General features: G+C 71.4%; 13 protein-coding genes. 8 read left to right on the forward strand and 5 right to left on the reverse strand.

Features of this window, described 5'->3' with window-relative positions; all coding sequences use genetic code 11:
- Positions 1–119 precede the first annotated feature (119 nt).
- Entirely contained in the window at positions 120–1016 is an 897-nt protein-coding gene (locus tag AC069R_RS27240) for an RNA polymerase sigma factor SigF (protein ID WP_478769436.1), read from the reverse strand.
- Between the two features lie 247 nt (positions 1017–1263).
- Here AC069R_RS27240 and AC069R_RS27245 point away from each other — a divergent pair, with 247 nt between their 5' ends.
- On the forward strand, positions 1264–1650 hold the full coding sequence (locus tag AC069R_RS27245; protein WP_478769437.1) for an STAS domain-containing protein: 387 nt from the start codon (positions 1264–1266) through the stop codon (positions 1648–1650).
- A gap of 412 nt (positions 1651–2062) precedes the next feature.
- Positions 2063–2668, forward strand: coding sequence for an ATP-binding protein (locus AC069R_RS27250; protein WP_478769438.1), 606 nt, complete (start codon positions 2063–2065; stop codon positions 2666–2668).
- Between the two features lie 303 nt (positions 2669–2971).
- On the opposite strand, the gene AC069R_RS27255 is transcribed toward AC069R_RS27250, so the two are convergent.
- Positions 2972–4477 (reverse strand): peptide MFS transporter, encoded by a 1506-nt coding sequence (locus AC069R_RS27255; RefSeq protein ID WP_478769439.1) that lies wholly within the window; start codon positions 4475–4477, stop codon positions 2972–2974.
- Positions 4478–4975: 498 nt separating this feature from the next.
- Between AC069R_RS27255 and AC069R_RS27260 the strand changes: the two genes are divergently transcribed.
- Entirely contained in the window at positions 4976–5653 is a 678-nt protein-coding gene (locus AC069R_RS27260) for a response regulator transcription factor (RefSeq protein ID WP_020940464.1), read from the forward strand.
- Between the two features lie 41 nt (positions 5654–5694).
- Positions 5695–6966 carry an ATP-binding protein gene (locus tag AC069R_RS27265; RefSeq protein WP_478769440.1) on the forward strand — a complete coding sequence of 424 codons (1272 nt, stop codon included), beginning with the start codon at positions 5695–5697 and terminating at the stop codon, positions 6964–6966.
- A gap of 56 nt (positions 6967–7022) precedes the next feature.
- On the opposite strand, the gene AC069R_RS27270 is transcribed toward AC069R_RS27265, so the two are convergent.
- Complete coding sequence (locus AC069R_RS27270; protein WP_478769441.1) at positions 7023–7529, reverse strand: GtrA family protein; 507 nt, start codon at positions 7527–7529, stop codon at positions 7023–7025.
- Between the two features lie 217 nt (positions 7530–7746).
- On the opposite strand from AC069R_RS27270, the gene AC069R_RS27275 reads away from it, so the two are divergent.
- The 3 genes from AC069R_RS27275 to AC069R_RS27285 are packed head-to-tail and all read left to right on the forward strand — an operon-like array spanning position 7747 to position 10588.
- A complete protein-coding gene (locus AC069R_RS27275; protein ID WP_478769442.1) occupies positions 7747–8886 on the forward strand; it encodes a 5-(carboxyamino)imidazole ribonucleotide synthase in 1140 nt (379 codons plus the stop codon).
- Complete coding sequence (gene purE, locus AC069R_RS27280; RefSeq protein WP_478769443.1) at positions 8883–9404, forward strand: 5-(carboxyamino)imidazole ribonucleotide mutase; 522 nt, start codon at positions 8883–8885, stop codon at positions 9402–9404. The genes AC069R_RS27275 and purE overlap by 4 nt, the downstream gene beginning before the upstream one ends.
- Before the next feature lie 5 nt (positions 9405–9409).
- Complete coding sequence (locus AC069R_RS27285; RefSeq protein ID WP_478769478.1) at positions 9410–10588, forward strand: dipeptidase; 1179 nt, start codon at positions 9410–9412, stop codon at positions 10586–10588.
- A gap of 71 nt (positions 10589–10659) precedes the next feature.
- Here AC069R_RS27285 and AC069R_RS27290 read toward each other — a convergent pair whose 3' ends face one another.
- On the reverse strand, positions 10660–11052 hold the full coding sequence (locus tag AC069R_RS27290) for a VOC family protein (RefSeq protein ID WP_478769444.1): 393 nt from the start codon (positions 11050–11052) through the stop codon (positions 10660–10662).
- 24 nt (positions 11053–11076) lie between these two features.
- Positions 11077–11445, reverse strand: coding sequence for a VOC family protein (locus tag AC069R_RS27295; RefSeq protein WP_478769445.1), 369 nt, complete (start codon positions 11443–11445; stop codon positions 11077–11079).
- A gap of 83 nt (positions 11446–11528) precedes the next feature.
- On the opposite strand from AC069R_RS27295, the gene AC069R_RS27300 reads away from it, so the two are divergent.
- Positions 11529–12047, forward strand: coding sequence for a CGNR zinc finger domain-containing protein (locus AC069R_RS27300; protein ID WP_478769446.1), 519 nt, complete (start codon positions 11529–11531; stop codon positions 12045–12047).
- The last annotated feature ends 114 nt before the right edge of the window (positions 12048–12161 follow it).

Here is a 12161-nt window from a genome sequence, read left to right on the forward strand (position 1 = left end):
CCCCCCCCCCCCCCCCCCCCCCCCCCCCCCCCCCCCCCCCCCCCCCCCCCCCGCCCACCCCCCCCCCCCCCCCCCCCCCCGTGACCGTGCGGGAGAGGGGACGGCCGCCCCTGCGGAGGTCACTCCTCCACCGTCAGCCCCTTGCGCAGCCGTACCAGCGTGCGGGACAGCAGACGGGACACGTGCATCTGGGAGATGCCGAGCTCCTCGCCGATCTCCGACTGGGTCATGTTGGCCACGAAGCGCAGCGAGAGGATCTTCCGGTCGCGCTGGGGCAGCCCGGCGATCAGGGGCTTGAGCGACTCGATGTACTCGATGCCCTCGATCCCGTGATCCTCGTACCCGATGCGGTCCGCGAGCGCGCCCTCGGTCTCGTCCTCCTCGGGCTGGGCGTCCAGCGACGAGGCGGTGTACGCGTTCGAGGCGGCCATGCCCTCGACCACCTCGTCGTTCGAGATGCCCAGGCGCTCGGCCAGCTCGGCGACCGTCGGCGCGCGGTCCAGCTGCTGGGCCAGCTCGTCCCCGGCCTTCGCCAGGTCCAGGCGTAGCTCCTGGAGCCGCCGCGGGACGCGCACGGACCACGAGGTGTCGCGGAAGAAGCGCTTGATCTCGCCGATGATGGTCGGCATCGCGAACGTGGGGAACTCGACACCGCGGGACAGCTCGAAGCGGTCGATCGCCTTGATCAGGCCGATGGTGCCGACCTGGATGATGTCCTCCATCGGCTCGCTGCGGGAGCGGAAGCGGGAGGCGGCGAACTTGACGAGCGCGAGGTTCAGCTCGACGAGGGTGTTGCGGACGTACGCGTGTTCGTGCGTCCCCTCCTCCAGCCCCTCCAGGCGCTCGAAGAGGGTCTTGGACAGGGCCCGTGCGTCGACGGGGCCGACCTCGTCGTACGGGGGGATCTCCGGGAGTCCCTCGAAGGGGTTGTGGAGATCGATGGGATGATCCAGTTGTACCGGTGGGGGTGTCGACGTCGCGGTCGGGGTAGGCGAGGCGTCGAGCCGGGGTGACATGGGTGTCCTCCATCGTTCTCGGCATACGGCTGCCGAAGCCATCAGGTGCACTACGGAGTGCGGCGCCTCCAAAGCCGGCGTGTAGAAGTACGTGTCCTTACTAGCCCTATCGGCTTTGCGGGAGCGATCGCAAGTGCGTTCTGTTCAGGTATGTCCGATTATGTGAGGTTGTTCGGGTGCCGGACTGCGCCAGGAAGGCGTAATGTTCGAGGGCATCAGCAAGCCACGACCTCGGGAGAGAGACGGCATGGACCACGGGATGGTCGGCAGCGCACAGTCGGGCCGGCTTCTGGTGGAGGTGCGTGAAGAGGGCTCCAGCGCGGTTGTCACACCGGCGGGTGAGCTTGACCACCACACCGCCGATCTACTGCGCGAACCCCTCGACGACCTCCTGGGCAAGGGTTTCTCGCGGCTCGTGGTGGACTGCTCGCGCCTGGAGTTCTGCGACTCCACGGGGCTGAACGTTCTGCTCGGAGCCCGCTTGAAGGCGGAGGCCGCCGGCGGCGGCGTCCATCTGGCGGGAATGCAGCCCGTAGTCGCCCGCGTGTTCGAGATCACCGGGGCCGAGGCGGTCTTCACCGTCCACGACTCCGTGGCGGACGCCCTGACCGGGGAGGGTGACGGCACCGACTGAGCCCGCGATCACGTGCGGCCGGGTGCGCTGTGCCCCCCCTCGCCCGCCCCTTCGGGGAACCCGGAGACTCCAGGGATCCCAGGGGGCCCGTGTATCCCACGGAAGACGGGGGTGTTCCGGCGCCCGGGTCGGGCAGGAGAGATGCTGACGGCCATCCTCACCAGACGGCGTCGCCGCGCTCCGGGTGTGACGCACCCGTGGGTGTGCGACGGACTCGAACGGGCAGGGACCTGCCCGGACGGGACGACCGCGACAGGGGTGCGGGTGTTTTCGCGCGACGGGCGGACGGGACTGATGTGCGGATGACGGGACGTGCGGCGGGCGCTGGCGCCGAAGACGGACGGACCGACCGGTACCGGGAAGTACCGGACTTTTCAATCGTGTACTGGTGATTCGGTGAGGTGAAGCGCTGATGAGCACCACCCGGCCCTACCCGCCGGGCGACCGCGGCCACGAGCCCAGCGGCGCTTCCGGGATCTCCGGGGCCTCCGGAGCCTCCGGGGAGGAGGCGCCGGCCGGCGCCGCCATGGCGTCCGTCGCGGGCGCGGCCCCCCCGTCCGCGCCGCCGCCCCCCGCCGACGCCGGTGGCGCCGAGGCGGCGCCGCGGGGCCGGCAGCTCCGCAGACTCGGGCTCCAGGGGGCCAGCGGCGTCGTCCCGCTCGCCCGCGACTTCACCCGGCAGGCGCTGTACGACTGGGGGTGGCTGCCCGCCGCGACCGCGGACCAGCGGGCCGCCGCCGAGGATGTGCTGCTCGTCGTCTCCGAACTCGTCACCAACGCCTGCCTGCACGCCGAGGGGCCCGACGAGCTGGCCCTCGCCTGCGACAACAAGGTGATCAGGCTGGAGGTCACCGACCGCGGCACCGGCCAGCCGGCCCCGCGCACCCCCCACCGCGCCGGCCGCCCCGGCGGCCACGGCATGTTCATCGTCCAGCGCCTGTGTCTGGACTGGGGCGTGGTGCGCGCCGAGGGCCGCCCCGGCAAGACGGTCTGGGCGGAGCTGGGCGCTCCGGCCTGACGACGCGTGGCGGCCCCGCCTCAGGGGCCGGCGCCGAGGGCAGGTGTGAGACGCCGATCGGCGCCAAGAGCGCCGCCCCGCCGAACCCAGGGCCCCTCCTTGACGCCGACGACACGCCGGGCGCCCTCCGGCTGACCCGGCGCGCCCCGGCCGTACGCCTTCACGCCACGGCCACGCTCCACCCGCACTCGCACCCGCACCCGCCATCGCCCCCCCACGACTCCTCAGGCGGAAAACCGGGAGGGCCGCCACACCCACCCAGGGTGCGACGGCCCTCCCGGCCGCGTTCCAGCGACTGAGCGACTAGCGCACGTCGCCCATCAGCTTGTTCACCTTGCCGCGGTACATCCACACCGCCACACCGGCGATCACCGCGAGGACGGCCTCCAGCATCACGAAGCCCATCTTGTCGAGGTTGACCCCGCCGACCGCCGGGTTCGACAGCAGCGCGGTGACGGAGTCGCCCGCGGTGACCGCGAGGAACCAGACGCCCATCATCTGCGAGGCGTACTTCTTCGGCGCCATCTTCGTCGTCACCGACAGACCCACTGGCGACAGCGTCAGCTCACCGACGGTCTGGAGGAAGTAGATGCCGACCAGCCACATCGCCGCGGCCTTGTGGCCGTCCTGCGCGATGGACAGCGGGGCGAGGAACACGAAGAAGGAAGCGCCGACCAGCACCAGGCCGGAGGAGAACTTCACGATCGTGCTCGGCTCCTTGCCGCTCCGGTTCAGCCACAGCCACAGCCAGGCGAAGACCGGCGCCAGCGCCATGATCATGACCGGGTTGACCGACTGGTACCAGGAGACCGGGAAGTTCCAGCCGAAGATCGTGTTCTTGGCCGAGGCGCTCGCGAACAGCGACAGGGTCGAACCGCCCTGGTCGTAGATCATCCAGAAGACCGCGGCGGCCACGAAGAACCAGATGTACGCGCGGACCTTCGAGCGCTCCTCGCCGTCGAGGTCCTTGTCGCGCAGGATCCGGCCGATGACCAGGATCGGCACGATGAGCCCGATGACGGTCAGCGGGATCAGCGCCCAGTTGAGGGTGAAGTGACCGGTGCCGCCGACGATGCCGTAGAAGACCACGGCGACGACCAGCCAGATCAGGCCCTTGCGCAGGGTGGTCGCCTTCTCCTGGGCCGTCATCGGCGTCGGGACGACCTTGCTCTCCTCGCTCAGGTGGCGGCTGCCCAGCAGGTACTGGGCCAGACCCAGCGCCATGCCGAGCGCGGCCAGCGCGAAGCCGAAGTGCCAGTTGACGTTCTCACCGATGGTGCCGATGACCAGCGGAGCGACGAAGGCGCCCAGGTTGATGCCGATGTAGAAGAGGGTGAAGCCACCGTCGCGGCGCGGGTCCTTCGGGCCGTCGTACAGGTGGCCGACCATCGTGGAGATGTTGGCCTTCAGCAGACCGGAACCGATGGCGACCAGCACCAGGCCGACGAAGAAGCTCGCGGCGGCCGGCAGCGCCAGGCACAGATGGCCCAGCATGATGATCAGACCCGCGAACGTGACCGTCTTGCGGGGGCCGAGAAGCCGGTCGGCGACCCAGCCGCCGGGCAGCGTGAGCAGGTACACGAGCGACAGATACACGGAGTAGATCGCCGTCGCCGTGCCCGCGCTGAGGTGCAGGCCACCCGGAGCCACCAGGTACAGGGGGAGCAGGGCCCGCATGCCGTAGTAGGAGAACCGCTCCCACATCTCGGTCATGAACAGAGTGGCCAGGCCGCGGGGGTGGCCGAAGAAGGTCTTCTCGGTGCCGGGGGTGCCCGGGTGGACCGAGTCCTTCGTCAGGCTGGACGCCATGGTCGTTCCTTGCTGGTCGGGACGCGCGGTGGAGCGTTGCGCGCCCGGTGGGGGTGGCGGCCGGCACCGGCAGGGTCGGTCGTCCGCCCCCAACGCCCGGAGGGTGTCCGCCCCGGATCACGAAGCGGTGGACGGCGACCACCGGGATCCACGCTCCGTGACGCCACAATGCGTCCGGAGCCCGGCCAGAGGTCATTCCTTTCAAGGCCGGTCAGACGTGACCGGCCCGCACACAACAAGGACCTTCAGCGTCGATGCCCGCCAAAGGTCCCCTGGTGTACTACAGGCGTTCACGTCACTGTACGTCAGGACACCGCCCGGTATGGAAGGACTTGAGACGCGGATCACAGGGGTCCGGGGAACCGCGCGACGGATTTCGAAGGTCCCTTCTACGATCGCATCCCGCAGGTGATGGTTCGTACCGGGGGAGGCCCCAGGTAAGAATCCCGCGAACCGATCACACCCCAGCAGCGCACGCGGGCGGTCTACCATCACCTCATGACCCGTGTACTGCTCGCCGAGGACGACGCGTCCATCTCGGAGCCGCTGGCCCGCGCCCTGCGCCGGGAAGGTTACGAGGTCGAGGTGCGGGAGGACGGACCCACCGCGCTCGACGCCGGAATGCAGGGGGGCGTCGACCTGGTCGTACTGGACCTGGGCCTGCCCGGCATGGACGGCCTGGAGGTCGCCCGCCGGCTGCGCGCCGACGGCCACACCGTGCCGATCCTCATCCTGACCGCGCGCGCCGACGAGGTGGACACCGTCGTCGGCCTGGACGCGGGCGCCGACGACTATGTCACCAAGCCCTTCCGCCTCGCCGAACTGCTCGCCCGCGTACGGGCCCTGCTGCGCCGCGGCGCGGCCGAGCCGCAGCAGCCCCCGGCCACGCACGGCGTGCGCATCGACGTGGAGTCGCACCGCGCGTGGATGGGCGACGAGGAACTCCAGCTCACCGCCAAGGAGTTCGACCTGCTGCGGGTGCTGGTGCGCGACGCCGGCCGCGTGGTGACCCGCGACCAGCTGATGCGCGAGGTCTGGGACACCACCTGGTGGTCCTCCACCAAGACCCTCGACATGCACATCTCCTGGCTGCGCAAGAAGCTCGGCGACGACGCGGCCAACCCCCGCTACATCGCCACCGTCCGGGGCGTGGGCTTCCGCTTCGAGAAGAGCTGAGCCCCGCACCGGGGGCCGGCGATCACCTCAGGTAACGGAACATGCGTCGACGTCTCATTCAATCCACCCTCGCCGTCGTCCTCGTGGTGATCGCCGTCTTCGGCGTCTCCCTGGTGATCGTCGAGACCCGGACGATCACCAACAGTGCCCAGGAGCGGGTGGAGTCCGAGGCGGTGCGGCTGGCCAGCATCGTGGACAGCCGGATCCTGGCCGCGGAGAACGTCAACGCCGACGCGCTGCGCAATCCGGTCAGCAAAGAGCAGTACGCGGTGATCGAGATGCCCGGCCGGTCGCCGATCGAGATCGGCACCCGGCCCGTCGGCGACGTCATCCACGCCACCCAGCACGGCGAGGAGGGCGAGACCGTCACCGTGCAGGAGCCGCGCTCCGCGGTCACCCGCGAGGTCGGCCGCACCCTGCTGATCATCGGCCTGGTGGCGCTGCTCGCGGTGGTCGCCGCCGTGCTGCTCGCGGTGCGCCAGGCCAACCGGCTCGCCTCCCCGCTGACCGACCTCGCCTCGACCGCCGAGCGCCTCGGCTCCGGCGACCCGCGCCCGCGGCACAAGCGGTACGGCGTCCCCGAGCTGGACCGGGTCGCCGATGTGCTGGACTCCTCCGCCGAGAAGATCGCGCGGATGCTGACCGCCGAGCGGCGACTGGCCGCCGACGCCTCCCACCAGCTGCGCACCCCGCTCACCGCGCTGTCCATGCGCCTGGAGGAGATCACCCTCACGGATGACCCGGACATCGTGAAGGAGGAGGCGAACGTCGCGCTGACGCAGGTCGAGCGGCTCACCGACGTGGTCGAGCGGCTGCTGACGAACTCCCGCGACCCGCGCACCGGTTCCGCCGTCACCTTCGACCTGGACGAGGTCATCCAGCAGCAGCTCGCCGAGTGGCGGCCCGCCTACCGCAGCATGGGCCGGGCCATCGTCAGCTCCGGCAAGCGGCACCTCCAGGCGGTGGGCACACCCGGCGCGGTCGCCCAGGTGCTGGCCGCGCTGATCGAGAACTCGCTGATGCACGGCGGCGGCACCGTCGCCCTGCGCACCCGTGTCACCGGCAACCAGGCCGTGGTCGAGGTCACGGACGAGGGGCCCGGAGTGCCGGCCGACCTCGGGGCGCGGATCTTCGAGCGGACCATCAGCGGCCGCAACTCCACGGGCATCGGCCTCGCCGTGGCACGGGACCTCGCCGAGGCCGACGGCGGCCGTCTGGAGCTGCTCCAGGCCCAGCCCCCGGTCTTCGGTCTCTTCCTGTCCCGCACGCCCCCGGCCCGCAAGACGGACGAGGAACAGCCGACCGTCCGCTGAGCGGTACGGCCGGCCGGGGTCTGTCGCTGTCTGCGGTCCGCTGAGCCGGGCAGCGGTCAGGGAACCCGCTGGGTGCTCGGCTCGGGCTCGCTAGGGGAGCGGCGCGACTCCGCCGCCAGGATCGACTCGGCCTCCTGCGCGGGCAGCGCGCGGAACACCCAGGTGCGGTACGACCAGAACCGGAACAGGGTCGCGATGCCGATGCCGAGGAACTTGAAGACGTTGCTCTCCAGCGGGCTGTCCCAGCCGAGGCCGTAGGTCGCCAGGAACAGGACGCCGTTCTCGATCACCAGGCCGATCGCGCTGAAGAACAGGAACAGCGTGAGTTCCTTGGTGCGCCCGCTGCGGTCGCGGTCCCGGTACGTCCAGTAGCGGAAGCCGACGTAGTTGAAGACGATGGCGACCACGGTCGCGATGATGCTGGCGCGCACCACCGGCAGGTCGGAGACGTGCCGGACCAGGTTGAACACGGCCAGATTGACCAGGACTCCGGCCCCGCCGACGGCGCCGAACTTCGCCATCTCGCCCACGAGCCGTTGCAGCCCCGAGGAACGCTGTTCCATGGCGTTGCAGCTCCCGTCGGTAGATTTCCGTCAACCCGGCCATGCTAGCGGCGCGCGGGGCCCGCTGCCTGAGGAGCAGGCCGGTGCGGGGAAACAGGTCGGAAAGAGGCCGGAAAGCGGTGGGTAAGAGCCGGGGACGGGCGGGGCGCGCCCGTCCGAGGGGCACCGGCGGAGGGAGGCGATCCGGCGAGCCCGCGGTGGCCGATACGCTGTAGGTGTGACGTTCCCGGTAGTCGGCATGGTCGGCGGTGGTCAGCTCGCGCGTATGACGCACGAGGCGGGCATCCCGCTGGGCATCAGGTTCAAGCTCCTCAGTGACACCCCTCAGGATTCCGCGGCGCAGGTCGTGAGCGATGTCGTCATCGGCGACTACCGCGATCTGGACACGCTGCGCGAGTTCGCGCGCGGCTGTGACGTGATCACCTTCGATCACGAGCACGTGCCCACCGAGCATCTCAGGGCCCTGGAGGCGGACGGCATCCCCGTGCGTCCGGGACCCGACGCGCTCGTGCACGCCCAGGACAAGGGCGTGATGCGGGCCCGGCTCGACGCGATCGGCATCCCGTGCCCGCGGCACCGGATCGTCGCGGACCCGGAGGATGTCGTCCGGTTCGCCGGGGAGGGGGAGGGCTTCCCGGTCGTCCTCAAGACCGTCCGCGGCGGCTACGACGGCAAGGGCGTCTGGGTCGTGGACAGCGCCGAGGAGGCCGCCGAGCCGTTCCGGGCGGGCGTGCCGGTCCTCGCCGAGGAGAAGGTCGACTACGTCCGCGAGCTCGCCGCCAACGTCGTACGCTCCCCGCACGGCCAGGCCGTCGCCTACCCGGTGGTGGAGTCCCGGCAGGTGAACGGCGTGTGCGACACGGTCATAGCCCCGGCCCCCGACCTGTCCGAGGACCTGGCCCTGCACGCCGAGCGGATGGCCCTGACCATCGCCAAGGAGCTGGACGTCGTCGGGCACCTCGCCGTCGAGCTGTTCCAGACCCGCGACGGCCGCGTCCTCGTCAACGAGCTGGCGATGCGCCCGCACAACTCCGGCCACTGGACCCAGGACGGCGCGATCACCTCGCAGTTCGCCAACCACGTCCGCGCCGTACTCGACCTGCCCCTCGGCGACCCGCGCCCGCGCGCCAAGTGGACCGTGATGGTCAACGTGCTGGGCGGCGACTACCCGGACATGTACTCCGCGTACCTGCACTGCATGGCCCGCGACCCCAAGCTCAAGATCCACATGTACGGCAAGGACGTGAAGCCCGGCCGCAAGGTGGGACACGTCAACACCTACGGCGACGACCTGGACGACGTGCTGGAGCGCGCCCGTCACGCAGCCGGCTACCTGAGAGGCACGATCACCGAATGAGCCCCGTTGTTGGCATCGTCATGGGGTCGGACTCCGACTGGCCCGTCATGGAAGCCGCGGCCAAGGCCCTGGACGAGTTCGAGATCGGCTACGAGGTCGACGTCGTCTCCGCGCATCGGATGCCCCGCGAGATGATCACGTACGGTGAGCAGGCCGCCGACCGCGGGCTCAAGGTGATCATCGCCGGTGCCGGGGGCGCCGCCCATCTGCCGGGCATGCTCGCCTCCGTCACCCCGCTGCCGGTCATCGGCGTGCCGGTGCCGCTGAAGTACCTCGACGGCATGGACTCCCTGCTGTCGATCGTGCAGATGCCGGCCGGGGTCCCGGTCGCCACGGTCTCCGTCGCCGGTGCCCGCAACGCCGGGCTGCTCGCGGCCCGCATCCTCGCCACGCACGACGAGGACCTGCTGCACCGCATGCGCGACTTCCAGCACGACCTGAACGAGCAGGCCACCGAGAAGGGCAGGCGGCTGCGGTCCAAGGTCGGGGGCGCCGGCGGCTTCGGCTTCGGGAAGTGAGCGCCGTGACGCATCTGGACGAGGCCCGCGCCCTGCTGCGGGAGTTCCCCGTGGTCGACGGGCACAACGACCTGCCCTGGGCGCTGCGCGAGAAGGCGGGTTACGACCTGGACCGCCTGGACATCGCCGGCCACCAGCACGGACATCTGCACACCGACATCCCCCGGCTGCGCGCGGGCGGCGTCGGCGCCCAGTACTGGTCGGTGTACGTACCGGCCGAGCAGTCCGACCCGGTGGCCGCGACGCTGGAGCAGATCGACTGCGTACGGCAGCTCCTCGACCGCTACCAGGCGGACCTGGCGCCCGCGCTGACCGCCGCCGACATGGAGGCGGCGCGCGGTGAGGGCCGTATCGCCTCGCTGATGGGCGCCGAGGGCGGCCACTCCATCGCCAACTCGCTGGGCACCCTGCGCGGTCTGTACGCGCTCGGCGTGCGCTACATGACGCTCACCCACAACTCCAACGTGGACTGGGCGGACTCGGCGACCGACACGCCGAGGGCGAACGGCCTGACCGCGTTCGGCCGCGAGGTGGTCCGCGAGATGAACCGGCTCGGCATGCTGGTCGACCTCTCGCACGTGGCGCCGTCGACCATGCGCGACGCGCTGGACGCGACCGACGCGCCGGTGATCTTCTCGCACTCCTCGGCCCGCGCGGTCTGCGACCACCCCCGCAACATCCCGGACGACGTGCTGGAGCGGCTGCCCGCCAACGGCGGCGTGGCGATGGTGACGTTCGTGCCGAAGTTCGTGCTCCAGGCGGCCGTGGACTGGACGGCCGCGGCCGACGAGAACCTGCGCGCCCACGGCCTGCACCACCTGGACACCACCGCCGAGGCGATGAAGGTGCACCGCGCCTTCGAGGAGCGCACCCCGCGCCCGGTCGCCACGGTGCCGGTGATCGCCGACCACCTGGACCACATGCGCGAGGTCGCCGGCATCGACCACCTCGGCATCGGCGGCGACTACGACGGTACGGCCTTCACCCCGGACGGTCTCAGCGACGTCTCCGGCTATCCGAACCTCCTGGCGGAGCTGCTGGACCGCGGCTGGTCCAAGTCCGACCTCGCCAAGCTCACCTGGCAGAACGCGGTACGGGTGCTGGGCGCGGCGGAGGACGTGGCCCGCGACCTCCAGGCGAAGCGGGCGCCGTCCCACGCGACGATCGAGTCGCTGGACGGCTGACGCGCGGTGACCTGAAGGGGCGGGGCGGCCGCTCGGCCACCCCGCCCCTGCGTCGTACCGGCGCGCGCTCCTTACCGGTGCTCGATCCGGCACAGGCAGAACGGATGCCCCGCCGGGTCGGCGTACACCACGAAGTCCTTCTTCTCGCGGTCCTCCTGGTCCAGCGGGCGGGCGCCGAGCGCCAGGACCCGCTCATGTGCGGTGTCCAGCTCCGCCCAGGTGCTGCCCGCGTCGAAGTCCAGGTGGAGCTGCTGGCCGTTGTGGTCGGCGCGGGGCCACTCGGGCGGGGTGTACCCCTCGGCCCGCTGGAAGGCCAGCCGGGGGCCGCCGGGAAGCTGGAGTACGACCCAGCTGTCGTCCTCGGCCACGGGCGTGCCCCCGCCCACCGCGGCGTAGAAGGCGGCCAGGGCGTGCGGGTCGGGGCAGTCGAGCACGACGTTGCGGAAGTGGGCGACGGACGCCATGGTTTTCCTCCTCGGTGTTCGGGCTCAGCAGGCGCACAGGCAGAACGGGTGCCCGGCGGGGTCGGTGTACACCCGCCAGGACCGGCCGGGCTCCCCGGCGTCCAGGAGCGTCGCCCCCAGCTTCAGCACGTCCTCCTGCGCCGCGTCCAGGTCCGGCACGTTCAGGTCCAGGTGGAACTGCTGGCCGTCGCTGCCGGAGCGCGGCCACCGCGGCGGGGTGTATCCCTCGGCCCGCTGGAAGGCCAGCGCCTGCCCGCCGGGCACCTTCAGGTCCACCCAGCGGCCGTCCTGCTCGCGCTGCACCGTGCCGCCGAGCACTGCGGCGTAGAAACCGGCCAGCGCGTCGGGATCCGGGCAGTCCAGGACCACCACACCGAGCTTGGCGAGAGCCATGTCGACCTCCTTCTGTTACCTGTAGAGCCGGGTAACCGGTAACGGTGACCTCATGCTCCCGGACAAGGGGTAACGTCGCAACCATGTATGACAGATCTGCCGCTCCCGGAGGTCTGGCGCTGATCGAGTCCCTGGTCAACACCGTGGACCTGGAGGACGGCACCGACGCGCTGGACACCGCGGAGGGGCGCCGGCGCTTCGGGATCACCGAGGACGGGCTCGCGCGGGCGCGGGAGCTGCGGGAGTCGCTGCGGGCCGCCCTGCTCGCCCACGCCGGGCATCCGCCGCACCGGCCCGTCACCCCGCTCGGCGAGCTGCTGGCCCGCGCGCCGCTGTACGTCGCCGTGGACGAGCGGGACGGCTCGGCGGCGCTCGCCCCCGCGTCCGCCCCCGCCGCGGACGCGGACCTGCTCTGCCGGGTCGCCGCCGCCGTCGCCGAGGCGCTGCTGGCGGGCACCTGGATGCGGCTGAAGGCGTGCGAGGCCGCGACGTGCCACTGGGCGTACTACGACCGCAGCCCCGCCGGACGCGGCCGCTGGTGCTCGATGCGGGTCTGCGGGGCGCGCGAGAAGATGCGGCGGTACCGCGCCAAGGGGGCGTAAAGCGCGGGAAGCCGGGGTCCTGGGGCACAGGGGGCTGGGGCAAAATGCGACACGGCGCCGGTTCGGCCGACTGAGCCTCGGCCGAACCCGCGCCGCCTCCCCGGTCCGTCGGAC

It is taken from the genome of Streptomyces sp. NPDC043952, from assembly GCF_056435325.1.